General features: G+C 72.9%; 18 protein-coding genes, 2 tRNA genes, 1 pseudogene and 1 riboswitch. Of the genes and pseudogenes, 11 read left to right on the forward strand and 10 right to left on the reverse strand.

Features of this window, described 5'->3' with window-relative positions; translation table 11 throughout:
* Window positions 1–274, reverse strand: a pseudogene (locus tag ACIOC0_RS10415) (hypothetical protein); the annotation flags it as partial.
* A gap of 279 nt (window positions 275–553) precedes the next feature.
* Here ACIOC0_RS10415 and ACIOC0_RS10420 point away from each other — a divergent pair.
* The 3 genes from ACIOC0_RS10420 (at window position 554) to ACIOC0_RS10430 (ending at window position 2,043) form a co-directional block, all read left to right on the forward strand.
* Window positions 554–626 (forward strand) — tRNA-Lys (locus tag ACIOC0_RS10420).
* 530 nt (window positions 627–1,156) lie between these two features.
* A complete protein-coding gene (locus ACIOC0_RS10425; RefSeq protein ID WP_402154312.1) occupies window positions 1,157–1,348 on the forward strand; it encodes a hypothetical protein in 192 nt (63 codons plus the stop codon).
* 296 nt (window positions 1,349–1,644) lie between these two features.
* Window positions 1,645–2,043, forward strand: a complete 399-nt coding sequence (locus tag ACIOC0_RS10430; RefSeq protein ID WP_402154314.1) for an ASCH domain-containing protein — start codon at window positions 1,645–1,647, stop codon at window positions 2,041–2,043.
* Between the two features lie 19 nt (window positions 2,044–2,062).
* Here ACIOC0_RS10430 and ribA read toward each other — a convergent pair whose 3' ends face one another.
* Complete coding sequence (gene ribA / locus ACIOC0_RS10435; RefSeq protein WP_402154316.1) at window positions 2,063–2,698, reverse strand: GTP cyclohydrolase II; 636 nt, start codon at window positions 2,696–2,698, stop codon at window positions 2,063–2,065.
* A gap of 163 nt (window positions 2,699–2,861) precedes the next feature.
* Window positions 2,862–3,383: a MarR family winged helix-turn-helix transcriptional regulator gene (locus tag ACIOC0_RS10440; RefSeq protein WP_402154318.1), complete on the reverse strand. Its 522-nt coding sequence runs from the start codon at window positions 3,381–3,383 to the stop codon at window positions 2,862–2,864.
* Between the two features lie 50 nt (window positions 3,384–3,433).
* On the opposite strand from ACIOC0_RS10440, the gene ACIOC0_RS10445 reads away from it, so the two are divergent.
* The 4 genes from ACIOC0_RS10445 (at window position 3,434) to ACIOC0_RS10460 (ending at window position 7,325) form a co-directional block, all read left to right on the forward strand.
* On the forward strand, window positions 3,434–4,567 hold the full coding sequence (locus tag ACIOC0_RS10445) for a dihydrofolate reductase family protein (protein ID WP_402154319.1): 1,134 nt from the start codon (window positions 3,434–3,436) through the stop codon (window positions 4,565–4,567).
* A gap of 99 nt (window positions 4,568–4,666) precedes the next feature.
* A tRNA-Met gene (locus tag ACIOC0_RS10450) sits at window positions 4,667–4,740 on the forward strand.
* A gap of 352 nt (window positions 4,741–5,092) precedes the next feature.
* Window positions 5,093–5,251: riboswitch (cyclic di-AMP (ydaO/yuaA leader) on the forward strand.
* Between the two features lie 7 nt (window positions 5,252–5,258).
* Window positions 5,259–6,305, forward strand: a complete 1,047-nt coding sequence (locus ACIOC0_RS10455) for a M23 family metallopeptidase (RefSeq protein ID WP_402154321.1) — start codon at window positions 5,259–5,261, stop codon at window positions 6,303–6,305.
* 75 nt (window positions 6,306–6,380) lie between these two features.
* Window positions 6,381–7,325, forward strand: a complete 945-nt coding sequence (locus ACIOC0_RS10460; RefSeq protein ID WP_402154323.1) for an aldo/keto reductase — start codon at window positions 6,381–6,383, stop codon at window positions 7,323–7,325.
* A 70-nt stretch (window positions 7,326–7,395) separates the two neighbouring features.
* Here ACIOC0_RS10460 and ACIOC0_RS10465 read toward each other — a convergent pair whose 3' ends face one another.
* From ACIOC0_RS10465 to ACIOC0_RS10480, 4 genes are all read right to left on the reverse strand, one after another.
* Window positions 7,396–9,057 (reverse strand): PrsW family glutamic-type intramembrane protease, encoded by a 1,662-nt coding sequence (locus tag ACIOC0_RS10465; protein WP_402154325.1) that lies wholly within the window; start codon window positions 9,055–9,057, stop codon window positions 7,396–7,398.
* 51 nt (window positions 9,058–9,108) lie between these two features.
* Window positions 9,109–9,933 (reverse strand): tRNA (guanosine(46)-N7)-methyltransferase TrmB, encoded by an 825-nt coding sequence (gene trmB / locus ACIOC0_RS10470; RefSeq protein ID WP_402154327.1) that lies wholly within the window; start codon window positions 9,931–9,933, stop codon window positions 9,109–9,111.
* A 444-nt stretch (window positions 9,934–10,377) separates the two neighbouring features.
* Window positions 10,378–11,586, reverse strand: coding sequence for an L-2-hydroxyglutarate oxidase (gene lhgO / locus ACIOC0_RS10475; RefSeq protein WP_402154394.1), 1,209 nt, complete (start codon window positions 11,584–11,586; stop codon window positions 10,378–10,380).
* Window positions 11,587–11,674: 88 nt separating this feature from the next.
* Window positions 11,675–13,099 (reverse strand): MFS transporter, encoded by a 1,425-nt coding sequence (locus ACIOC0_RS10480; RefSeq protein WP_130439466.1) that lies wholly within the window; start codon window positions 13,097–13,099, stop codon window positions 11,675–11,677.
* Between the two features lie 723 nt (window positions 13,100–13,822).
* Here ACIOC0_RS10480 and ACIOC0_RS10485 point away from each other — a divergent pair.
* Window positions 13,823–16,000 (forward strand): asparagine synthase-related protein, encoded by a 2,178-nt coding sequence (locus ACIOC0_RS10485; RefSeq protein ID WP_402154329.1) that lies wholly within the window; start codon window positions 13,823–13,825, stop codon window positions 15,998–16,000.
* Window positions 16,001–16,003: 3 nt separating this feature from the next.
* Here ACIOC0_RS10485 and ACIOC0_RS10490 read toward each other — a convergent pair whose 3' ends face one another.
* Window positions 16,004–17,986, reverse strand: coding sequence for a sigma-70 family RNA polymerase sigma factor (locus tag ACIOC0_RS10490; RefSeq protein WP_402154331.1), 1,983 nt, complete (start codon window positions 17,984–17,986; stop codon window positions 16,004–16,006).
* A 158-nt stretch (window positions 17,987–18,144) separates the two neighbouring features.
* A complete protein-coding gene (locus ACIOC0_RS10495; RefSeq protein WP_130439470.1) occupies window positions 18,145–18,912 on the reverse strand; it encodes a TetR/AcrR family transcriptional regulator in 768 nt (255 codons plus the stop codon).
* 381 nt (window positions 18,913–19,293) lie between these two features.
* On the opposite strand from ACIOC0_RS10495, the gene ACIOC0_RS10500 reads away from it, so the two are divergent.
* Window positions 19,294–20,670, forward strand: a complete 1,377-nt coding sequence (locus ACIOC0_RS10500) for an NAD(P)/FAD-dependent oxidoreductase (RefSeq protein WP_402154333.1) — start codon at window positions 19,294–19,296, stop codon at window positions 20,668–20,670.
* A gap of 241 nt (window positions 20,671–20,911) precedes the next feature.
* Window positions 20,912–22,564, forward strand: coding sequence for a SpoIIE family protein phosphatase (locus tag ACIOC0_RS10505; RefSeq protein WP_402154335.1), 1,653 nt, complete (start codon window positions 20,912–20,914; stop codon window positions 22,562–22,564).
* Between the two features lie 61 nt (window positions 22,565–22,625).
* On the opposite strand, the gene ACIOC0_RS10510 is transcribed toward ACIOC0_RS10505, so the two are convergent.
* Window positions 22,626–23,888: an MFS transporter gene (locus tag ACIOC0_RS10510; protein ID WP_402154396.1), complete on the reverse strand. Its 1,263-nt coding sequence runs from the start codon at window positions 23,886–23,888 to the stop codon at window positions 22,626–22,628.
* 168 nt (window positions 23,889–24,056) lie between these two features.
* On the opposite strand from ACIOC0_RS10510, the gene ACIOC0_RS10515 reads away from it, so the two are divergent.
* Window positions 24,057–24,620 carry a MarR family winged helix-turn-helix transcriptional regulator gene (locus ACIOC0_RS10515; protein ID WP_402154337.1) on the forward strand — a complete coding sequence of 188 codons (564 nt, stop codon included), beginning with the start codon at window positions 24,057–24,059 and terminating at the stop codon, window positions 24,618–24,620.
* Window positions 24,621–25,075: the final 455 nt, after the last annotated feature.

Below are 25,075 nucleotides of genomic sequence, written 5' to 3' on the forward strand. Positions count from 1 at the left end.
CGGTTTCAACCGCGACCGTGACCGTGACCGTGGTGGCCGTTCGTTCGAGCGCCGCGATGACCGTCGGGACGACCGTGGTGGCCGTTCCTTCGAGCGTCGTGACGACCGGGATGGCTTCAACCGCGACCGTGACCGTGGTGGCCGCTCCTTCGAGCGCCGCGACGACCGGGGCGGCTTCCGTGGGCGTGACGAGCGCGGCGGGCACCGTGGCAGCGACCGTCCGTTCAACCGCGACCGCCGCGACGACCGCCCGGGCTTCCGCACCGGCGGCCACGACCGCCCGTACGGCCGCCGTGACGACCACCGCAGCGGCGGCTCCTTCGGCCGCCGCGAGGACAAGCCGCGCTGGAAGCGCAACGGCTGAGTCCGGCTGAAGTGATGAAGGGCCCCGTGACACGAGATGTCACGGGGCCCTTCCACATTCACCACGCGCGAAAACGCCGCCCGAAGCGCCCGTTTCCTTCCCCTTCCCGACAGCTGACAGGGCCGTGTCCCCGATACCCGATCGGAGACACGGCCACGTCCCGCTATGCTCGGGGAGGCAACATCGCCTGGGCCCTTAGCTCAATTGGCAGAGCAGTGGACTTTTAATCCATTGGTTGTGGGTTCGAGTCCCACAGGGCCTACGGATGCGGGGGAGAGGCACTCCCCCCGACCTGCCGCGCAGCGCCCGGACCAGCTTCGGCTGATCCGGGCGCTGCTGCGTTTCCGCGCCGGGGCCCTCTCGGCAGCACCGAGTTCGTCGCGTGTGCCACCGCATCTCCTCGGCCGCCTCGGCAGACGCCTCGGCCGAGGCGCACGGGCCGACCGGACAGCCAGGGGACGCTTGATCACGTGGTACGGCCTACCTCTCGCGAGTGAATCGGCGCCGGCCTTCGGCGGTCGATGCGGGGGTTCGGGGTGGCTGGGTGCGGTGCTGTGTCCGGGCCAGAAACGCTGTCTGGCCTCGGGCGGGGGGCGTCGTCGCCGGGGTGGGAGGTTCGGGGACGGGCGCGCTGATGCGTCGCTTTCGGGCACACGTTCTGGAGGCCCGCGGACCGCAGGCGGAAAAGGGCGTGTCGTCCTCGCCGACGCGGGCCGCGCGAGCCGTGCACGACAACGCACTGCGGACGCCGATCCCATCGGGCAGCCCCGGCGGGCTCTGCGTGACGGGAAGTTGGCGACCGCCTCCGACGCGGTGCAGGCGGCGCTCGCCTCCGCCCGGAGCATCCCGCAGGCGTCGCGGGACGAGCTTCCTGGTCTGCTCGACCGCTACCGCGACGCGAAGCTTCCCGATCTGTACGCCGACGCGCCGGGCGACGCCGCGTCCGCCGAGGCGACCCGGGCCGCGGCCTATCTCCTCGCCTGACGCCGAACTCCGGTCCCTCGCCCGGATCCCTCTCGGAAGGACGCTTCCCCCATGTGCACCGACTCAGCGCCCATCCGCGGATCTACGGCTCGACGCGGGGTCCGGGCCGTGGCCCGAGAGCTGCTCGGGGACCGCGCACGGTGTGTAGGGGTTATGCGGTGGTGTGATCGTCGGTGTGGGGACCATCATGCTGCTTCGGTGGCCGCGTTCGGCGGGCTGCTGTCGGCCGGCGCAGATGGGGTCCGCTGACGAAGCCGGGTCCCTGAGCCGGACCCCTACGGGCAGAGGAGACGACGATGTGGCCACGGGTGGACGGTATGCGGGCGTTGGAGCTCGGCAGCCCGGACGAGATGCGGGTGCGGCTCAACTCCCTCGTGCTCGAAGGGTCGAAGAGGGCCACGACCGGGCTGCTCGCGGAGTACGTGGAGGAGACCGAGGGGCTGGAGTACGTCGGTGAGCGCCTCGCGCTGGTCGACGTCGACGGTGTGCGTGTCGCGACCGTCGAGGTCACCGGCGTCGAGCGGACCGTCTTCGCCGAGGTGACCTGGGCGCACGCGGCGGCCGAGGGGGAAGGCGACGCCGACCTGGAGGAGTGGCGGGCGGGACACCGCCGCTTCTGGGACTCCGAGGGCGCGCCGGTGGAGGACGACACGCCCGTGGTGTGTCTGGCGTTCCGGGTCGTGGAGACGGCCTAGTCCCGCAGTACTACGGGGTTCAGCCGACGCTGAGTTCGGTGAGGCTCGCCAGTGGCAGGGTGTGCTGGGTCTGGATGACCTTCGCCCGCAGGTAGCGGACGTTGTGCTCGGTGGTGAAGACGCCCGTCGGCACCCGGTCCAGGACGTCGATGCCCAGCGCTCGCAACTGGCCTGCCTTGTCAGGGTTGTTGGAGAGCAGGTCGAGCCCGGAGATGCCCAGGGCGCGCAGCATCTGGGCGGCGGCCGTGTAGTCGCGGTCGTCCTCCGGCAGGCCGAGCGCGGCGTTCGCCTCGTAGGTGTCCAGGCCCTGGTCCTGGAGGGCGTACGCGTCGAGCTTGTTGTAGAGGCCGATGCCGCGGCCCTCCTGGCGCAGATAGAGCAGCACGCCGCCGCGGTCGGCGATGCGTTCGACCGCCTCGCGCAGCTGGGGGCCGCAGTCGCAGCGGGCGGAGCCGAAGACGTCGCCGGTCAGGCACTCGGAGTGCAGCCGGACCAGGGGGACGGGGCCGGGGTCGCCGAGGACCACGGCGACGTGCTCCCGGCCGTCGGCCAGGCCGTGGAAGGTGACCAGTTCGGCGTCGACGGAGTATCCGTCGCCGAAACGCAGCGGCACCCGGACGCGGGCTCGCGGGGTGGCGGCAGGGGTGTCGGGCATGCGGGTCCTCCCGGTCCGGGAAACGGATGCTTCAGATTTGAAGCAGATCGACCGAGCCTGACGCTATCCCATGCTTTAACTTTGAAGCAACTGGGGCCGGTTGTGACGTGGGCCATGCGGGGCACGGGTGCGAGCGGCCGGCCTCACTCGTGCCCGGTCGGCCTCACTCGTTTCCGGAGCACGGCGACGACCGGCGGCGCCACGGGAGGTCCTCCGGCGGGCTCTCCTCGCCGTCACCCTGGAGTCCCCGCGTGACCTGCGTGAAGATCTCCTCCAGTTGCCCCACCTGCTCCGGTGTGAGCCGGTCGAACAGGAAGGTCCGGACCGTGTCCACATGGCCGGGCGCCGTGTTCTCCAGGACCGTCATGCCCTCGTCGGTCAGGACCGCGACGCTTCCCCGCCTGTCCCGGCGGCAGTCCTCCCGCCGCAGCAGCCCGTCCTTCTCCAGCCGGGTGACCGCGTACGTCAGCCGGCTGCGGGTGATCTTCAGCCGTTCGGCGAGGTCCGTCATCCGCAGCCGGCGTTCCGGCGACTCGGAGAGGTTCGCGAGGATGGAGTAGTAGAGATGGGGCATGCCGGCCTCCTGCTGGAGCTGCCGGTCGATGGCGTCCTCCAGGAGGAGGTAACCGGCGACGTAAGCGCGCCAGGCGCGCTGCTCCTCGGGGGTGAGCCAGCGGGTCGTCATGCCACCAGTGTAAGTTTGCTTCAAACTTGAACCAAGGGAGAGGTCGCGCGATGCCGTACCCGTACGTCCTGCTGTCCGCCGCCGTCTCCCTCGACGGCTACCTGGACGACACCGGCCCCGAGCGCCTGCTGCTCTCCAGCCCCGCCGACTTCGACCGGGTCGACGAGGTGCGCGCCTCGGTGGACGCCATCCTGGTCGGTGCCGGCACCATCCGTGCGGACAACCCCCGGCTCCTGGTCAACTCTCCGGACCGCAGGGCCGCCCGGGTCGCTTCGGGCCGCCCTGAGTACCCGCTCAAGGTCACGGTCAGCGGCTCCGGCGAGCTGGACCCGGCGGCGAACTTCTGGCACACGGGCGGCGAGAAGGTCGTCTACACCACCGACGAGGGCGCCGGGCGCGCCCGCTCGCTCGGCATCGCCGCCGACGTCGTCCCGCTCGGCCCCGCCCTGGACTGGCGCCGGCTCCTCGAACACCTGCATGACGTCCGGGGTGTGGGGCGCCTCATGGTCGAGGGCGGCGGGACGATCCACACTCAGCTCCTCCAGCAAGGCCTCGCCGACGAGATCCAGCTCGTCCTGGCCCCCCTCTTCGTCGGCGACGCCGACGCGCCCCGGCTCTTCGGGCCCGGCGGCTATCAGGGCGGACGGCTGCGACTGGTCGAGACGCGGCGCATCGAGGACGTCGTCCTCACCCGCTACGAGCCCACCGCGCCCGGCACCGGACCGCTGCCCGTCGCCGCCGACCGGCACTGGCTGGCCCTCGCCTGCGAGCTGGCGGCCGCCTGCCCGCCGTCGCGGACGGCGTTCAGCGTGGGCGCGGTGGTGGTGGCCGCCGACGGGACGGAGCTGGCGCGCGGTCACTCGCGGGAGGGCGGCGACCCGGTCGTCCACGCGGAGGAGGCGGCCCTCGCGAAGATCGACCCCGCGGATCCCCGGCTGGCCACGGCGACCGTGTACAGCAGCCTGGAGCCCTGCGCGCAGCGCTCCTCCCGGCCGGCCCCCTGTGCCCGTCTGATCCTGGACGCGGGCGTCCGCCGTGTGGTGACGGCCTGGCGGGAGCCCGACACCTTCGTCCGCAGGGCCGACGGCAGCGGGCTGCTGGCGTCCGCGGGAGTGGAGGTGCTGGTGCTGCCCGAGTACGAGGAGCGCGCCGAAGTTCCCAACAGTCACCTGACGGCACCCTGAGCGCACCCCGGTGTCGGGTCTGTCGGGGCCCTGAGCGCCCCTGATCCGGGCGGTGGTCATTGGGGGTCCCGCGCATGGTCTACACTGGTGTCATACCGACGCGGGGTGGAGCAGCTCGGTAGCTCGCTGGGCTCATAACCCAGAGGTCGCAGGTTCAAATCCTGTCCCCGCTACTGAAGGCCGAGGGCCGGAATCCATTGGATTCCGGCCCTCGGTGCGTCTCCCTCCAGAGGTCTACCCCGCGTACCGCCCGGGAGGGATGATTCCCTTGATCGCCGTCACGCGAGGTGACCGTATGAGCGCCCTGCGCATGGCGTCCGGGCGCCCGTGACCTGGGGTGTCCGGTGCAGGAGAGACCCGTAGGGGCGGAGGGACGGTCAACTCGCCCGTTTTTCACCGCTCATGGGGAGAACGTCCAGGCCAGAAATGTTGTTGATCAAGAAGAACGGCTTGGAAACATGCCCCTGAGTCTATTAACGTTCGATAACGCAGCGCGGTCGTCCCAGCCGACACAAGAGTCGGCTCCGTGCGCACGCGCCGAATCCCGCAAGGGAACCGGGGAACCACCACCATGGGGTGAATCACGCGAAGCCGCCGTATGACAACGGCCGGTTTACGCGCGTAGGAGACCTTCCCGCTCCGAACCCGTCAGCTAACCCGGTAGGCGACGGAAGGAAAGGAGTACGCCCGCGTGGCGTCCAACCGGCCTGCCGCAGAAGCCCCCTCCGTGCCCAGCCAGACGTTCGGCTATGGCAGCTACCGCACCGACGAGGGCCCCTGGGAGGAATGGAACCCCACCGCGGAGTCCGTTCGCCCGGTTCGCGGCCGGCATCGTGTCGCCAAGCAGCGCGGCGGACTCGCCCGTAGCTCCACCGTTCTCGGCGTCGGCGTCATCGCCGCCGTCGGCGGCGCCGGCATGGCCAGCGCCAACACCGGCAAGCCGCCGGTCTCCATCTCCTTGCCGGACCTCCCCTCCGTGGGTTCCCTCATCTCCGACGATGACACCCCCCAGGAGAGCGCACCGGCCCTCGCCGCCTTCGGCAGCGTCGCCGCCGAGCCGGTGGCCACCGCGACCGCGGACCAGACCGTCGCCGAGAGCACCGCCGACGCCGGTGAGGTGCTCCGCAGCCGGATCATGGCGCAGGCCGAGTCGCAGCAGACCCAGATCGAGGCCAAGGCGGCCGCGGCCGCCAAGGCGGCTGCCGTCAAGGCCCAGGCCGACGCCGCCGCGAAGGCCAAGCAGGAGGCGGAGGCCAAGGCCGCCGCCGAGAAGCAGAAGGCCGCCGAGGAAGCCGCGGAGAAGGCCGAGGCCGCGCGCCTGGCCAAGCTCGCCGGCCAGTACACGCTGCCGACCTCCTCGTACACCCTCACCTCCACGTTCGGTGAGGCCGGCGCCTACTGGTCCTCCGGGCACCACACCGGGCTCGACTTCGCCGCCCCCACCGGCACCCTGATCAAGGCCGTGCACAGCGGCACGATCACCTCGGCCGGCTGGGACGGGTCGTACGGGTACAAGACCGTGCTCACCCTGGACGACGGCACCGAGATCTGGTTCGCCCACCAGTCCTCCATCAGCGTCAGCGTCGGCCAGAAGGTCACCACCGGCGAGGTCATCGGCCGCGTCGGCGCCACCGGCAACGTCACCGGCGCCCACCTCCACCTCGAGGTGCACCCCGGCGGCGGCAGCTCCGGCATCGACCCGGCGGCCTGGCTGCGGGACAAGGGACTCAACCCCTGAGGTCTCCCTGACGTTTGCGAACTCTTGGCCGGAGGTGCGGAATGCGCACCTCCGGCCTTCGCGTTGAAGTGAGGCATGACTTCTCTGCGCAAGCTAGGTTCCTCCGACCTCGAGGTCTTCCCGCTGGCCCTCGGGGGCAACGTCTTCGGCTGGACCGCCGACGAGGCGGCCACCTTCGCCGTCCTGGACGCCTACACGGCCGCCGGCGGCAACTTCATCGACACCGCCGACTCCTACTCCGCCTGGGTCGAGGGCAACAGCGGCGGTGAGTCCGAGACGCTCATCGGCAAGTGGCTCCGGGCGCGCGGCAACCGCGACGACGTCGTCGTCGCGACGAAGGTCAGCCAGCACCCCGACTACCAGGGGCTGACCGCCGCCAACATCAAGGCCGCCGCCGACGCCTCCCTCCGCCGCCTCGGCACCGACCACATCGACCTCTACTACACCCACTTCGACAAGCCCGAGGTGCCCGTCGAGGAGATCGTCGGCGCGCTCGACGAGCTGGTGAAGGCGGGCAAGGTGCGGCACATCGCCGCCTCCAACATCTCGCCCGAGCGCCTGCGCGCCTCCCTGGACTTCTCCGACCGCGAGGGACTCGCCCGGTACGTGGCCCTCCAGCCCCACTACAACCTGGTCTCCCGCGACACCTATGAGGGCGCGCTGCAGGAGACCGCCGCCGAGGCCGGCCTCGCCGCCGTCCCCTACTTCTCGCTCGCCTCCGGATTCCTCACCGGCAAGTACCGGCCCGGCGCGACGGTCGACAGCGCGCGGGCCGAGGGCGCCGCCAAGCACCTCGAGACCGAGCGGGGCCGGCGGGTCCTGGTCGCCCTGGACGAGATCGCCCGGGCGCACGACGCCGAGGTCGCCACGGTGGCCCTGGCCTGGCTCGCCGCCCAGCCGACGGTGGCCGCGCCGATCGCCTCCGCGCGGACGGTGGACCAGCTGCCGGCGCTGCTCGCGGTGGGCGGACTGGAACTGACGGACGCGGAGGTCGCGCGGCTGACGGAGGCTTCTGCGTGAGCGGTCCCGGAGTGGCGTGAGCCGCGGTGGAGCGTCAGGCCTGCCTGATGCGGGTGCCGTTCCCCGGGGGTCACCCGTAGGGAGTGTGGCCCGGGTGGGTCGGAAGCCCTCTGTGTCCTGGGGAGCTCGCGTGTCCTGAGGGCGCGGGGTGCCCCGAAGGGGGAGGCGCGGCGTGACCGGCGTATCCGGGCCCGCCCACGGGTGCGGGCTGTCCCGCGTAACCGGGCTGTCCGGCGTACCCGGGCTGTCCCGTGGGGCCGACGGCGTGCGGGTGTTGTCCCCCGTACGACCCGTAGGCGCCGGGTGCTCCGTGCGCCCCGGGTCCGCCGGGCGCCCCGTGAGACCCGTACGACCCGGATCCGCCGGCCGCCCCGTGACCCGCGGGCGACCCGTAGCCCCCGTACGACCCGGGTCGTACGGGTCCGGGGGGCGGGTACGGTCCCGGCGCCTGGTGCCCGTACATCCCGTGGACCGGCCAGGGCGGCACGGTCACCGGTACCGGAGGGGCCGTCATACGGGCCGCGTGCTCCAGCGCGGGCCGGGCCACGTCCTTGCGCCGCCACAGCTCGTTGAGCAGCTCCCGTTCCCGGGAGAGGAAGTCGGCGCCGGCCCGGCCGAGCCGCCCCCGGTGCCGCAGGAACGCCAGCGACGTCGCGTAGGCCTCGTATTGCGCGACCGTCCGCGCGGCGGGCTTGCCGAGGTGCTGCCGGGCGTACTTGCGGGCCAGCAGGCGCGCCCGCATCGAACCGAGCGCGTACGGCTCCGCCGGAGTGATCCAGCCGGCCGCCGCGTACGCGGGCAGCTCCTCGCGGACCGTGCCCAGCTCACGCTGCCGTGTCCACACCACCAGCCAGGTCAGCACGCCGAACGCAGGCACCATGAACGCCCCGTACACCGCGAAGAAGCCCCACGCGCCGAGGACCGACGAGCCGTTCCAGAGGGCGTGCATGCCCATCGCGAGCAGCAGCCCGCCCAGCGGGAGGAGGACCTTGCGCACCCGCCGGCCCTCTCCGGACAGCGCCGCGATACCGAACCCGATGCCGGTCAGGACGGTGAACAGGGGGTGCGCGAACGGCGACATGATGACGCGCACGAAGAAGGTCGCCGCGGTCACGGAGGCGATGCCGCTGTCGCCGCTGAGCTGGTCGGTGCCGAACGCGGTGCCCAGGTAGAGGATGTTCTCGGTGAACGCGAAGCCGGTCGCGGTGACGCCGGCGATCACCACGCCGTCCACGAGCCCGGTGAAGTCCCGTCGTCGGAACAGGAAGACGAGGAGCACGGCCGCCGCCTTCGCGGACTCCTCCACGACCGGGGCTATCACCGTCGCGCCGAGGGTGTCCGCGCTGGAGGGGTCGGCGGTCGAGGTCGCGATCCACCTCGTCGCGAAGCTGTTGGCGACGATCGCTATCAGTGCCGCCGCGCACGCCCCCCACGCGAACGCGAAGATCAGGTTCCGCCAGGGGCCGGGCTCGACCCGGTCCAGCCAGCGGAAGGCGGCTATGAGCAGCGGCACGGGCAGGATCGCGAGCCCGAGGCCCACCAGGAAGCCCTGCGTGCCGGTCTGTTCGCGGACGAGGGCCAGGATGACCAGTCCGGACAGCGCGAGCAGGGTGATCAGGGCGCCGTAGCGGACCCACTTGTGCTGCCACCAGTGCGCGTGTCGGAGCCCACTGCCCTCGGCTGCTGTGCCGGGGTCCGGCGGGTACGGCGGAAACGGCGGACTGATGGCCACGGCATCGACCCTAACGAGCGAGAGGACGGCGGTGTAGGGGATTTCGGCCGGTCAGTGATCCCCGCGCTCCCCGTGCTGTACGCGGCGGAAGAGCAGATCGTTCACCACATGACCCTTGTCCAGCCCCTGTCCCTCGAAACGGGTGAGCGGACGGAAGTCGGGACGTGGCGCGAAACCGCCGTCCGGGCTGGTGTTCTCGAACTCGGGGTGCGCGGTGAGGACCTCGAGCATCTGCTCCGCGTACGGCTCCCAGTCGGTCGCGCAGTGCACGAGCGCGCCCGGCCTCAGTCGCGTCGCGGCGAGGTCGAGGAACTCCGGCTGGATGAGGCGCCGCTTGTGGTGCCGCTTCTTGGGCCACGGGTCGGGGAAGTACACCCGCAGCCCGGCGAGGGAGTCCGGGGTGAGCATCTCGCGCAGCAGGATGATCGCGTCGCCGTTGCCGACGCGCACGTTGGCCAGGCCGTTGCGGTCGGCGAGGGCGAGCAGGTTCCCCTGGCCCGGGGTGTGCACGTCCACCGCGAGGATGTTGGTGTCCGGGTCGGCGGCGGCCATCTGCGCGGTGGCCTCGCCCATCCCGAAGCCGATCTCCAGGACGACGGGACCGTCGTCGCCGAACAGCTCGGCCAGGTCCAGGGGCCGGCCGTCGATGTCGAGGCCCCACCTGGACCACAGCCGCTGCAGCGCGTCGGCCTGACCGGCGGTCACCCTGCTCCGGCGGGGCTGGAAGCTGCGGATCCGCCGCTCGAAGTGCGAACCGGCGGGATCGGCCTTGGGCCCGTCGGGGAAACGGGGCTCGCCCTTGGCCCGCGTGTGCCGGACGGACTCACCCGGGGCATGACCGTGGGCGGAGGACTCGGAGCTCAGGAAATCAGACACAGTGGATCGATTTTACGTGCCACCACGAGGCACGCGGGCCCCGAGGCGACCGGGCTGGCGCCACCCACGAGGGCACGACACCGGTCGCCCCGCGACAGGCGGCGGCCGCGGCCCGCTCCCAGACGCCATCCGGGCCGGCGCACGGAATTCTCCAGCCGGCCGACTGACGGGGCCGCAGTCGGCCGACTTCCCGGGCCGCAGTGGCCGGCCCCCCGCGGCCGCGGGGAGGGCAGCGCAGATCAGCTCGGCAGCCCGGACTCATGGAGCCCGGAGCAGGTCCGCTCCCGTGTGCGCAGCACGCCGGCTCATCGGGGCCGCAGCTTCCCGGCTCGCCGGGGCGCGGCCGGCTCGCTCACGGCTCGCAGCCGGTCGGCCCGCCGCGCCCCGCGCCGGCCCGTTGCCCGGTGACCCAGCAGACCGGGCCCCGAGCCCCGGCGGACCCCCTCACAACGTCCCCAGTGCGTCGAGGGCTCTTCGGGCTACCTCTCGGCCGATCGGGAGGGAGGCTGTTGCTGCGGGAGAGGGGGCGTTCAGTACGTGGATCGTGCGGGGGGTCTCGCGGATCAGGAAGTCGTCGACCAGGGTGCCGTCCCGCAGCACCGCCTGGGCGCGGACGCCGGCCGGCGCGGGCACCAGGTCCGCTTCCTCCACCGCCGGCAGCAGCCGCCGTACCGCGTCGACGAACGCGCCCTTCGACACCGACCGCCGCAGCTCGCCCACCCCGTACCGCCAGTGCCGCCGGCCCATCCGCCACACCCCCGGCCAGGCCGCCGTGGCCGCCGCCTCCCGGGGGCGGACGACACCCCAGTCGTACCCCTCCCGGGCCAGCGCGGGCACCGCGTTGGGGCCGACGTGCACCTCGCCGTCGATCCCGCGCGTGAGGTGCACGCCGAGGAACGGAAACGCCGGATCCGGCACCGGGTACACCAGCCCCCGCACCAGAGAGGGCCGCGCCAGCTCGTAGTACTCCCCCCGGAACGGCACGATCCGCACCTCGGGCTCGTCCCCGGCGAGCCGGGCGACCTCGTCGCAGTACAGGCCGGCGCAGTTCACCAGCACCCGCCCGCGGACGACGTCCCCACGTGAGGTGCGCACGGCGACGCCCCGGTCCGGACGACGGTCGACCCGCACGACCCGCGCGCCGTAGCGGATCTCCGCCTCCGACGCCTCGCCCAGTTGCCGGGCGACCGCGGTGTAGTCGCAGACGCCGGTCGTGCGCACATGGATGGCGGCGAGCCCGCGCACCTCCGGCTCGTACTCCGTGATCTGGGCGGGGCCCAGCTCACGCACCGGGATGCCGTTCTCCCGGCCGCGCTGCACGAGCGCGTGGAGCCGGGGCAGCTCGGCCCGGTCGGTGGCGACGATCAGCTTGCCGGTGACAGCGTGCGGAATGCCGTACTCCGCGCAGAACTTGATCATCTCGGCGGCGCCTCGCACCGCGTACCGCGCCTTGAGCGAGCCGGGCCGGTAGTAGATCCCGCTGTGGATGACCCCGCTGTTGCGCCCCGTCTGGTGCCGGGCAGGTCCGGGCTCCTTCTCCAGCACCGTCACCCGTGTCCCCGGCGCGGCCCGCGTGATCGCGTGCGCCGTCGACAGCCCGACGATGCCGCCACCGACGACGAGCACATCACAGTCGTACGCCACCACCTGCACCACCTCCGCCTCCGATAGTGCCCTGCGCCACTGACAGTCACTTCAAACGCCGAGAGGTACAGCGCCTCGAGCCACGCTCGACGGAGCGCTACGCCGGAGTCATCAGCAGGGGCCGGGCCCTTTCCCGCAGCTCCACCACGCGCGGTTCGTCGCCGTACGGCTCCAGGCGGTGCAGGAGGTCCTTGACGTACTCGGTGGTGCGCGCCGAGGAGATCCGCCCGGCCACCTCCACCGCGCGCACCCCCTGCTCGCAGGCGGCGTCGAGGTTGCCGGACTCCAGCTCGGCGACGGCCGAGACGACGAGCCTGAGCCCGTGCGAGCGCACGAACTCCTCCGTCGGCTTCGACAGCGCCTGCTCGGTGAAGCGGCGCACCTGGCGCGGCGCCTTCAGGTCGCGGTAGCACTCGGCGGCGTCGGCGGCGAAGCGGTCGTAGGAGTAGAAGCCGAGCCACGACGGGTCCTGGTCGCCGTCGCGGGCGCGCTCCAGCCAGCTCTCGGCGGCCTTGAGGGCCGCGCCGGCGGCCGGGGCGTCCCCCGCGCGCGCGTGGGCGCGTGCCTCGACCAGGCGGAAGAAGCTCATCGTGCGGGCCGTGGCCAGTCCCCGGTTGCGCTCCAGGGCGGCCTGCGCGAGGTCGACGCCCTCGTCGCCGAAGCCGCGGTAGGTCGCCTGCAGGGACATGGACGCCAGGACGTAGCCCCCGAGGGGGACGTCGGCGGCGGCACGCGCGAGGCGCAGCGCCTGGATGTAGTAGCGCTGGGCGGCTTCCTGTTGGCCGGTGTCGAAGGCCATCCAGCCGGCGAGCCGCGTGAGTTCGGCGGAGGCGCCGAACAGGGCCCGGCCGACCTCGTCGGAGTAGGAGCCGAGCAGCAACGGGGCCGCCTCCACGCGCAGGCACTCCGGCACCATCGACGAACGCCAGTCACCGCCGCCGTACTTGGAGTCCCAGCGGCGGGCGTCCTCGGCGGCCTCGCGCAGTTTCTGCACGTCGCTGTGGCCGACCTTGAGCGGTGCGCCGGAGCCGTCGCCGGAGTTCGCCTCGCGCGCCACCGAACTGTCGGCCGGGGTTATCAGCCACCGTGAGGCGGGCGTCGCGTACGCGCTTACTGCGAACGAACCGGCCAGCGATTGCCAGATGCCCCCGGTGCCGGCACGCCGGCCGGCGAGGTCGAGGCGGTACAGGTCGGTCGCCGAGCGCACCGCCTGGCCGACGTCTCTGGGGAAGGCGAGGCCGACTTCGGGCGCGGGGTCCGCGTCCGCGAGGCCGATCTCGTGCAGCGGCACCGGGCGGCCGAGTTTCTGCCCGATCGCGGCCGCGATGAGGTGCGGCGCGGCGCCCTGGGGCACCATGCCCTTCGACACCCAGCGCGCGACGGACGTCTTGTCGTAGCGGAGCGTCAACCCGCGTTGGGCCCCTAGATCGTTGACGCGTCGGGCGAGTCCGGCGTTGCTGATTCCCGCGAGGGCGAGAACGGCGCCGAGCTTTTCGTTCGGCCCGCGTTGCTCCCTGGACATTGCGCCACCCCTCGACACAGACGGCTGCCGCGCTGGCATAACCACGCGGCATTCGTAAACCCAGCGTAGTTCGCCGCATCCCAAGCGTTAAGGGGCATTCTTCCGGTTGGCGGGATTGTGGTCCGTACGCGAGTGCGGGCGTCGGCACGGACGGTTGCGGCGTGCTCCCGCCATGTGGCCGTGCGCCCGCCCGTGCGCTCTTCTGTGGCCCGGGGGAGAGCGGTTCCATGGTCGTGCGTGGGTCGGCCCGCTGTACTGGATCCAGTGGGCTGGGGGATGCCGCCGCCACAATCCCCGCGGGCGGCGTAGCGGTCCGGGGGGCGTTCTCCGCCCTCCGGATCGGCGCGTCCGGCCGAGGGCGCGGTTGTGTACGGAGCGTGTGCGAGGCTGCGTCAAGAGCCTTTGCGCGTGCCGGATTTGGCTGAAAATCGACCCTGTGTTCCGCTGGTGTTCGCGCCTCTCACCATGGAAATCGACGGCGCACGCGGCGGTTTGAGGGAGCGTACAGGGGGCGCATTCGTGTCGCGCACGCCGGGGCGTGTGCGACTGCCGACGCTCCCCGCGCGGGAGTTCGCGCAACGCTCCCGGTCGGCGCGGGGGCGCGCCAGGGGCGCACTTCCAGGGATCGCAAGCGGCGTCACCTCCTTCTGCGGCGTGCTCTTCGTGGCAGCATGTGAACCGTTCGTACGGTGCACTGGTTGTCCACAGCCTGTGGAGGCGTCGATGCGGTGGTTGGTGGGATGGAGCAGCGCCGCCACGGGAGCCACCGGCCCCGGCGCCCCCGGGACGGGGAGCGTCGGCGGCCGCGGCGGCCCCGGAAGGGGACGTCATGACGGCTACGGCGGTCCCGAGGTCTACGCCGGCGAGGACGGCGGACGGATCGGCCACGACGGCGAGACCCTCCACCCCGTGGGCTCCCGGCTCCTGTGGGGCGACCCCGACCCGCTGTGGGCGGTCGGCGACTGGCGCCCCGACGAGGTCCGCGTCGTCCGCGCCGACGCGCAGACCCGTGTCGCCGTCCTCGGCACCTGCGGCGCCACCGACGAACAGCTGCGCGTGGGCCTGTTCGCCGCGCGCGGAGGGGCACTTCGGCATCTGACGGCCTGGCCGGGCAGCTACACCGCGGTCGTCCAGGTCGGACGCCGCATCACCGTCTGCGGCGATCTGGCGGGCGCGCGCCCGGTGTTCCACACCCCCTGGGCCGGCGGCACCGCCTACGCGACGGCCGCCCTGCCGCTGGCCGACCTCATCGAGGCCAACCTCGACTTCGGCCACCTGGCCGCCCTGCTCGCCGCCCCCGACGTCCCGGCCGCGGTCCACGACTCCACCCCCTACGACGGCGTACGACGGATTCCGCCGGGGCACGCGCTCATCCTGCGCGCCGGGGCGCGCGAGATCGCCGGGTACGAGCAGGTCGCCTCGCTCGCCGTGGCCGCCGCCCCCGTCGACCCCGACAGCGCGGTGGACGCCGTACGCGACGCGCTCGTAGAAGCGGTACGCGCGCGTCTGTCCGCGCCGCGCCACGTCCCCGACATCGATCCCGGGCCGGTGCCCGGAATGGGGCCCGCCGAGCGACGCGCCGCGCGCGGGATGCCCGTGCCGGGGATCGGCGCCGACCTCTCCGGCGGCCCCGCCTCCACCACCCTCGCGCTGCTCGCCGCCGGCCTGCCCGGCATGCCGGGCACCGTCCTGGGCCACGGCACGGGCGCCGGTGAACGTCTGCTGGCCGTCACCTTCAACGACCTGGCCGTCGGCGGCCACGAAGCGGAACTGGAGCGCGCCGGTGCCCTCGCGGCCGGCCCGCGCCTGCACCACGTTGTCGTCCCCGGCGGCGAGGAGACCCTGCCGTACGCCGATCTCGACGGGCCGCTGACCGACGAGCCCGGCGCGAGCCTGGTGACCGCCGCCCGGCACCGCGCGCGCCTCGCCGCGGGCAGCGCCGACCACTTCACCGGGTACGGCGCCCGGCAGGTCCTCGACGCCCACCCGGCGCGGTTGGCCGACCTGCTGATGGACCGCAAGAGACGCCACCTCGTGCGCCCCGTCGCCGCCCTCACCAAGGCGGACGGTTCCGTGCTCGTCCCCGCGCGTGTGTACGGCGCCGCCCGAAGACTCGCCCGCACGCCCTACCGGGCGGGCGTGGAGAACCTCGCCGACCGGCTCCTGCACCGCCGTTTCGACGACCCCGGGGACGCGGCCGGAGCCGTCGGGGCCTCGCTGGCGGCCCTCGCCTGGGGCGGACCGGGGCCCGCCGCACGCTGGCTGACCGGCGAGGCGCTCGCTGAAGTATCGGTTCGTCTCCAGAGCACGGCCCACCGGGCCGGGGTGGGGCCCGGCCAGCGCCCAGGCGACTACCGCGCGCGTGCGGCGCTGGCCCGGTACGCGGCGGACCTGCGCATCCTGGAGCAGGCCGTCGAGCTGCGCTCCCAGCGGCTGCACGCGCCGTTCCTCGACAACCAGGTCGTCCGCGCCTGCCGCGCGCTGCCCGAGACCCTGCGCGTGCAGCCCGGGGCGCGGGCCGCGATCCTGCGCACCGTGCTGAAGGGGGCCGGCGTCGCCGAACTGCCGACCGGCTGGGGCGCGCCCTCCCAGGCCTCCACCGCGGCGGCGGCCCGAGCGGGCCTGCGCATGGCCACGGACCCGCTGCTCGCCCTCTTCGACGCGCCCCTTCTCGCCGAAGCCGGCCTGGTGGAGGCCCGCGTGGTCCGCAAGGCGCTGCGCGGGGCGGCCGCGGGCGAACCCCTTCCGCTGGACGGTCTCGCCGACCTCGTCTCCCTCGAACTGTGGCTGCGCCGCCTCCTCGCCAGGAGGGGCACCTGCTGGACGGGCACCCCGGCCCGCTCCCGCGCGGTCCCGGCGGGGATCGCTCCGCAGCGGCGGGCGGTGTCCTCCGGCGGGTGACCCTCAGGAACAGGTGAACCGCGACTCCGCCCAGTCGGCCAGGACCACCGCGCCGAGGCCGCCGCGCGGCTCGACCTCCAGCCGGACGGTCCTGCGGCCGGCGAGGTCCACATGGACGGGTACGGCGGGGTCGCCGTCCTCAAGCGCACCGGACGTCCACAGCGGGACTCCGTCGGCGTGGACGGCGAAGGAGACGCCGCCGAGGTTCCGCGTGAGGTCGTCCACGCCCACCAGGGCGTCGAACGCCGTGCAGGCGCGGTTCAGCTCGACGGTCACCGAGGAGTCGCCGTGCACGGTCACTCCCCAGTCGCGCCGCCACACCCAGCTGCTTTGGGCGAGCCGGATCTCGGGGCGGGAACCGTCGCCCACGACGTCGAAGTCGAGCTCGCCGAACCGGAAGACGGAGGGAGCCGGGGCGAGCGGGGGCGGTGTGGGGGTGGGCGTCGGGGTCTGGGTCGGTTCGGCTGCAGGGGACGGCGGCGGTGCCACCGGGGCCGCCGAGGGCTCGGCGGTGGTCGGCATGGGCGTGGGCTCGACCGCGTGGACGGGAAGGATCTCCGCAGGTCCGGAAAGGGGTTCTTCCCGCGCCACCGACGGGCGGCCGGACGTCGGCGAGGGCGTGAGCGGCGGCTGTGCCGGGCTGGGCGTGACCTCCTCCGGAAGAACGACCGGCGCGGAGACGGAGGGCGTCGCCTCAGGCCGCTCACCGGAACCGTCGTCACCGACGAGCGCGAGAACGACCACCGCGACGGCGGCCACGGCAACCACCCCGGCGGCTACACCGGCCTTGACGGCCCCACCGGCCCCCACGCCGCCGTTCGCGAGTGGCCCAGCGGCGCCAGCCCCGGTGCCGCCGCTCGTGAGGGACCCTGCGGCCCCGGCCGACGCGCCGCTTCCCCCGACACCCGCCGCCGAAGAGCCCCCAACCGCTACGGCAGCCCCGCCCAGACCACCCCCGCCCGCTGCCATGCCTGCCCCGCCCGCTGCCGCGCCCCCCGCCAGGATTGCCGCCGCCTTGGCGTAGCCCGATGCGCCGAGCCAGCCCAGTACAGCCAGCGGGACGACCGCAGGGATCGTGCCGGCGACCTCGTCGAGTTGCAGGGCCGCCAGCCGGCACCTCGCGCACTCGTCCAGGTGTCTGCGCAGGCCCCGTTCGGCCCGGGTGCGCAGGCGGCGGCGGGCGTAGGCGCCGAGCTGGTCGGCGTAGCGGGCGCACTCCTCGTCGCTCATGAGGGTGGCGTTGACGTGAGCCTGGAGATACGCCTGCTTGAGGCCCTCGCGGGCCCGACTGGCCAGCACGCGCGTGCCGTTGGCGTCGAGGCCGAAGAGCGTGGCGACCTCGCTCGGCGACTCGTCCTCGACCTCGGTGTGCCACAGCACAGCCTGCCAGCGCTCCGGCAGCGAGCGGAAGGCCCGCATCGCCATGGACCGCTCCGCCTCAAGCATCGCGCTCACGTCGGCGCCCTCGTCGAGGGTGTCGTGCCCGGCGGCCTCGGCGGAGCGGGCCGCCCGCTCCGCGAACACCGCGAAGTCGTCGACGAGTTGCTCCCGCCTGGCCGACTGCATCCACCCCGCGGCGACGCGCCGGACGCAAGTCAGCAGATAGGCGCGTACGGCGTGCCGGGGGCCCGAACCGCCGCGCACCGCCTGAAGCATCCGCGCGAAGACCTCGGCGGTGAGGTCGTCGGCGGTGTGGGCGTCGCGGCAGCACGTGCGCGCGTAACGGCGTACGGCGTCGGCGTGACGGCGGTACAGCTCCTCGTACGCCGTGTCGTCGCCCGCGCTCATCCGGGCGACCAGGTCGCCGTCGGCCGGGGTCTCCCGCGGCGGCGGGATGTCGCCGTCGCGCCGCTCGCGCTGGGGCGGGACACCGCCCGCGGAGAAGACCCCCGCGCGTCCGTCCCGGCCGGGCGCCCGCGGTGAGATCCGCCCCCCGGCCCGTACGTCACCGTCGTCCTGTGAGGCGTCCCGCCCGTCAACGCTCATCGCGCAAAGCCCCCGCCGCCCGCACAACCGGTCCCGATCACGGCGTCAGAGTGCCACACCGGAGTCGGCTCCCCGGCCGCGCGAAAACCCGAAAGTGCGGGTCGGGGCGGGAACGCCGAAACGCCCTCGCCCCACAATCACCCGATCGGAGCAACCCGTCAGGAAGAGGGCCGCGACCGCAGCCCCTCCAGCAGGATGTCCAGCAGGCGGGCGGAAGCCGCCGCCTGCTGCGCCGCGTCCGGCAGCGAGGGGGCCGCCGTCGCGATCACCAGCAGCACGTCCGACACCGACACGTCCGGCCGCAGCTCGCCCGCCGCCCGGGCCCGCTCCACGAGCTGGCCCACCACGTCGAGCAGCGCCGCCGCCCCGGCGTCGTCCAGGACGGAAGACGAGCTCGCCTCGGACACCAGCCGCAGCTCACCCGCGGCCGACTGGGACCGCTGCTGCGGCACCCGCGCCAGATCCGCGGCGGGCGCGTCGTCGCCGTCCTCGGCGACCCCGACCCGCAGCACCTGCGGCGGCAGCAGCCGCCCGGCGCCCGACGCCACCGACGTCCGCAGGAAGCGCGACAGCGCCGACCACGGCTCGTCCTCCTGTCCCAGCGCCGCCCGCGCCTGGTCCGTCAGCCGGGAGGTCTCCTCCTCGGCTATCCGCCGGACCAGCACGTCCTTGCTGGGGAAGCGCCGGTACACCGTGCCGACGCCGACCCGCGCGCGGCGCGCCACGTCCTCCATCGGCGCGCCGTAGCCCAGCTCGCCGAACACCTCACGAGCCGCGCGCAGCACGTGCTCGAGATTGCGCTGTGCGTCCACGCGCAGCGGCGTGGTCCGCGGGCCGTCCCCGCGTCCGTTGCCCACCGCCGCGCTCACCGCGCCGCCGGGTGCAAGGGCGGACGCGGACGACCAATGCGTGTCCTGAATGTGCATGAATGATCCCCCGGTAATGACGTCTCCCCCCGGAGACACTCCCCGCCATCGAAAGCCGGGGTGCGCGAAGAGGGGACCGCGACCGGCGGACCCGCTCGCTGCGGACCCGACGAGCGCTTCCCCCCTGACACCCCGTCGACACACGAACATAGTTGAGAGGCAGTCAATTCAGAAGGGGCAGGTTCCGCACGGAGCGCCCCCCGATCGGAGCACGGGTCGTATACGTCCCGATTGCGCCCCTTCCCGCCCCCCAGCGCACCCACGCTGACCTGCACATCTGTCAGGGACGCCGGTGTTTCGGCCAACCCGCCGCGCGCCACGGAACCGGTCACACAAATTGCCGGGCCTGTGGACAAACTCCGGCGACGGGTGCGTCATGGGATGGTGAAGGAACGTGCGCGCATTCTCGTTGTCGGCGGCGGCTACGTCGGGATGTACACGGCCCTGCGGCTCCAGCAGAAGCTGAAACGGGAACTCGGCCGCGGCGAGGCCGAGATCACCGTCGTCACCCCCGACCCGTACATGACCTACCAGCCGTTCCTGCCCGAGGCCGCCGCCGGCGCCGTCTCACCCCGCCATGTCGTCGTCCCGCTGCGCCGCGTCCTGCCGCACTGCCGGATCATCGTCGGCGAGGCCACCGCCGTCGACCACGCCGCGCGCACCGCCACCGTGCGCACCCTCGCGAGCGAGGAGGACAGCACCGGCGCGCTGCGGCTGACGTACGACGAGCTCGTCCTCGCGCCCGGATCCGTCTCCCGCACGCTCCCCGTCCCCGGGCTCGCCGACCACGCCATCGGCTTCAAGACGGTCGAAGAGGCCATCGGCCTGCGTAACCACGTCATCGAACAGATGGACATCGCCTCCTCGACCCGCGACCACGCGATCCGCGACGCCGCCCTCACCTTCGTCTTCGTCGGCGGCGGCTACGCCGGCGTCGAGGCGCTCGCCGAACTGGAGGACATGGCCCGCTACACCACGCGCTACTACCACAACGTCACGCCCGAGGACATGAGGTGGATCCTCGTCGAGGCCTCCGACCGGATCCTGCCGGAGGTCGGCGAGGACATGGGCCGCTACACGGTCAGCGAACTGCGCCGCCGCAACATCGACGTCCGTCTCGGCACCCGGCTGGAGTCCTGCGCCGACCGCGTCGCCGTCCTCAGCGACGGCGCGCGCTTCCCCACCCGCACCGTCGTGTGGACGGCCGGCGTCAAACCCGCCCCGCTCCTCGCCGCCACCGACCTCCCCCTGACCGCGCAGGGCCGCCTCGAGTGCACCCCCGAGCTGACGATCGACGGCGTCACGCACGCGTGGGCCGCGGGAGACGCCGCCGCCGTCCCCGACGTCACCGCAGAACCCGGCAAGGTCACCGCCCCCAACGCCCAGCACGCCCTGCGGCAGGCCAAGCTCCTCGGCGACAACATCGCGTGCTCCCTGCGCGGCGAGCCCCTGCGCACGTACTCCCACAAGTACGTCGGCTCGGTCGCCTCACTGGGCCTGCACAAGGGCGTCGCCCACGTCTACGGACGCAAACTCAAGGGCTACCCCGCCTGGTTCATGCACCGCGCCTACCACCTCAGCCGCGTCCCGACCTTCAACCGCAAGGCACGCGTGCTCGCCGAATGGACGCTGGCGGGACTCTTCAAGAGGGAGATCGTCTCCCTCGGTTCACTCGAACACCCGCGCGCGGAGTTCGAACTGGCTGCCGGAGGAAAGCCTTCCGGCAAGTCATCCGGCAACCCGAAGGGGTCGTCCTGAGCCGGATCAGGAACTCCATCGACCACCCCCACGTCTGACGAATGCCGGTCCGGACGGCGGCCGCACTGCCAGACTGCATCCCGCTTCCCGAGCCCCGGCGGACCACCGCCCATCCCCGACCACCAGGCCGTCCTCTCTGCTGCAACACCCGGGTGCTGCGACGATGTGCACCGCCGCGCGGCCCCCGGAGCCCAGGCCGGGCCCGGAGCCGGCCGCCGACGACTACGCGAGGCAAGGATTCGTGAACTTCACGCGCTGGAGCGCCCGGCTCCCCGGAACGCAGCGCCGCGCCGCCGCGCGAGCCGAGCACACGGTCACCACCCCGGACCGCCGGGGCGAGGGCTCCGTGCCCGCGGCCCGCGCCGAACGACTCACCGGCGAACCGCCCCCGGCCCCCGCCGTCGACGAACTCCCGGTCCGTGAGGTCCTCGACCGCGTCCCGGCCCTCGTCGCCCTCGTCCACGGCCCCGACCATCGCCTCGCCTACGTCAACGACGCCTACGCGGCGGCCTTCGGCACACGCCACCCCGGCCCACCGGCCGCCGAAGCCCTCCCCGAACTGCGCGACCTCGGCCTCATGCCCCTCCTCGACCAGGCCCAACGCAGCGGCAGACCCCGCACCCTGAAGTCCCGCAAAGCCCCCGACGGGCGCAACTACACCTTCACCTGCACCCCCGTCACCGAGGACGGCGGCAAGTCCGCCGTGCTCGTCTTCGCCACCGACGTCACCGACCACGCCGAAGCCGCCGACCGCCTCAGAGCCAGCGAACGCCGCCAGCGCGAGACCGCCGTCACCCTCCAGCGCTCCCTCCTCCCCCAGGAACTCGAACAACCGGACGATCTGCGCATCGCCGCCACCTACCACCCCGGCGGCACCGAGGCAGCCGTCGGCGGCGACTGGTACGACGTCATCACCCTCGGCGGCGGCCGCACCGCCCTCGTCATCGGCGACGTCATGGGCCGAGGAGTGCGCGCCGCGGCCGTCATGGGCCAGCTCCGCACCGCCGTCCGCGCCTACGCCCGCCTCGACCTCCCCCCGCACGAGGTCCTCCAGCTCCTCGACGGCCTCGCCATGGAGATCGACGCCAACCAGATCGCCACCTGCGTCTACGCCGTCCATGACCCGAACGAGGGACGGCTGCTCTACGCCTCCGCCGGCCACCTGCCCATCCTGGTCCGCGACGAGAAGGGCGCCGTCCGTCGCGCCGACGAGCCCACCGGCCCCCCGCTCGGCACCGGCGGCTGGATGCACGCCTCCGGCACCGTCCCCCTCGGCCCCGGCTCCACCGCCGTCCTCTACACCGACGGCCTGGTCGAACGGCGCGACGAGGACCTGGACGACGGCATCGCCGCCCTGGAGCGCGCCCTGGCCGGCGCCACCGGCACCCCCCAGGTGGTCTGCGACCGCCTGGTCCGCTCCGCGGGCGTCACCGCCGACCACGACGACGACGTCGCCGTCCTGGTCCTCCAGCACCCCCACCGCACCGGCGCCGACGGCGAACTCTTCCGCAACGCGGCCCTGGAACTCCTCGGCGGCGTCGAAGCCGCCCCCCGCGCGCGGGCCTTCGCCTCCGGCGTCCTCACCAGCTGGCGCTTCGCCACCGAACTGCACGACCTCGGCGTCCTCGCCGCCAGCGAACTGGTCGCCAACTCCCTCCAGCACGGCACCCCGCCGATGCGCCTGCGCCTGCGCCGCACCGACCGCCGCCTGATCATCGAGGTCACCGACGGAGACGACCACCTCCCGCTCCGCCGCCTCGCCGAACCCGGCGACGAGTCGGGCCGGGGCATCGCGATCGTCGCGACCATCGCCTCCCACTGGGGCTGCAGACGCACCCCCGGCGGCGGCAAGGCGGTGTGGTGCGAGTTCCTGCTGCCCAAAGCCGCCGACTGACGGAAAAAGGGGCGGCCGTCGCCCATGACGACGGCCGCCCCTGCCCGGCTGCTGCCCTGCCTCACGCCTCGGCGGCCACCGGCTCCGCTGCGGCCCCGCCCCGGGCGACCACCCGGTTGCGCGCCTGCCACGGCTGGTCCTGCGCCACGGTGAGCCGCCGCCCCAGCCGCAGCGCCAGCACGCTGATCCCCAGCGAGAACAGCAGGAACGTCACGACGTACGGCGCGTGCAGCGAGGCGCCCATCGGCCCGCCCACGGCCGGCCCCACCGCCAGCGCCAACTGCTTCACCAGGGCGAACGCCGAGTTGTACTGACCCGCCATCCCGGACGGCGCCAGATCGGCGACCAGCGGAGCGACGGTCGGCGACAGCATCGCCTCACCCAGCCCGAACAGCGCGTACGTCGACACGAACGCGGCCGTCGCCATCTCCTGGCTGCCGTGCCCGAGCCCGGCGAACCCGGCGGCGACCCACGCCACGGCCCAGATCAGCCCCACCGCCGCGATCACCCGCGACCGCCTGCGCCGCTCGACGAACTTCAGCACGGCGAACTGCGCGACCACGATCATCGCCGTGTTGGCGGCCAGTGCCGTGCCCAGCGCGGACGTCGAGATCCCGGCGGCCTCCACGCCGTACGCGCTCAGCCCCGACTCGAACTGCCCGTAGCAGGCGAAGAACAGCACGAACCCCAGCACGCACAGCTGCACCATGGCCCGGTTCCCGAGCAGCTGCTTCCAGCTCCCCTTCGCCGATCCCCGCGGAGCGTCCTCGACCCGCGGCGCGCGCGGCATCCGCACTGTCACCATCACCACGACCAGCAGCAGGAACATCGCCGCCTCGATCGAGAACAGCAGCGTGAACGACGACACCCGCGTGGCGTCCACGAGATGCCCGCCGATGAGCCCGCCCACGCCCAGCCCGAGGTTCTGCAGGAAGAACTGCATGGCGAACGCCCGCGACCGGGTCTCCGCGCTGGAACAGTCCACGATCATCGTGGCCAGCGCCGGCTGCATCACGGCCTGCCCCGCCCCGAGCGCGCCCGCGGCGGCCAGGACGGCGGTGGCGTCGCCGGCGAGGCCGAGGCTCAGCGCGCCCACGGCGGCGGTGACCAGGGCGGCGACCAGCACCGGCAGCGGGCCGCGCCGCACGATCGCCCGACCGGCGAACGGCAGCACGATCAGCGCGGCCACGGCGAACACGGCGAGCACCAGCCCCGCCGTCATGGCCCCCAGGCCCCGCACCTGCGCCACATAGACGTACAGGTACGGGACCGTGAAGCCGAGCCCGAACGCGCTGAGTGCGTTGCCCACGTGGATCCGGCGCATCGCTGCGCCCATCGCCCTGGTCACGTTCACCTCTCTCAAGACAGGGGTCAGCCAGTAGATGGCTGACCCAAGGACTTACAACCGAAGACTTCGAAGATAAATTTCGAAGCTAAACAGTACAGTCTCGAGAACTTCGACGCGAACGAGCCCCGTGCGATACTGGCGGCCATGGGCGACACCCCCGACGACACCGCAGACCTCGACGGCGAACCGACGCTCGAGGAGCAGATCGCCGCCTACCAGCGCGAGTTCCAGGACCTCGACCCCCAGGTCGAGAAGATCGTGTCGGCGCTGTCCCGCCTGAACCGCCGCATGAACGTCGCCTACGGCCGCCAGACCGCCGCGCTCGGCATGAGCAACACGGACTGGGAGGTCCTCAAGGCCCTCGTCCTCTCCGGCGCCCCGTACCGCCTCGGTCCCAGCGACCTCGCCAAGCGACTCGGTCTCACGCCGGCCGCGATGACCCACCGGATCGACCGCATGGTCTCCGAAGGACTGGTGACCCGGGAGCGGGACGAGACCAACCGGGTCCGCGTGATCGTGGAGCTGACGCAGGAGGGTCGAGAGAAGTGGCTGGAGGCGATGAGATCGGCGACGGTCTTCGAGGAGGACCTGCTCCAGGACCTCACCGCGGCGGACCGCACCGCCCTGGGCGAGGTGCTGACCAGGCTCCTGCGCCGGGTGGAGCACGCCCAGCCCGACGCCGGCGGGCGTCTCCGCGACCTCGACTGACCTCGCCGAAAAGACCTTGACAGGGATGCTTGACATCCCCCGGGTCGATCCGTAGAGTTCTTCGGGTTGCCACGGAGCCGTAACGGTTCCCTGGTAGCACCTCCGCCGCAGAAGCGGCACCTCACACCACAGCAAGATCTCCCAACGGGATCGAATTCGGCGCGCCCGAATTCCATTCGATGGGGCATTCGGCGGCTTGATCGCTCTCGATCCTTTCGATCGACTCGATTAGCACTCGCCGAGGCGGATCCGCTAAGGTTTGAGACGTCGGAACGGCCCAACAGCCGGGACGACACCCCCCTCTGACTGGGAATCAGGGCCGAAAGGATCTGATAGAGTCGGAAACGCCGGAAGGGAAACCGCGAGAGCGGGAACCGGAAAGCACCGAGGAAATCGGATCGGAAAAAGATCTGATAGAGTCGGAAACGCAAGACCGAAGGGAAGCGCCCGGAGGA

This window comes from Streptomyces sp. NPDC088254, from assembly GCF_044740925.1.
GTDB lineage: Bacteria > Actinomycetota > Actinomycetes > Streptomycetales > Streptomycetaceae > Streptomyces.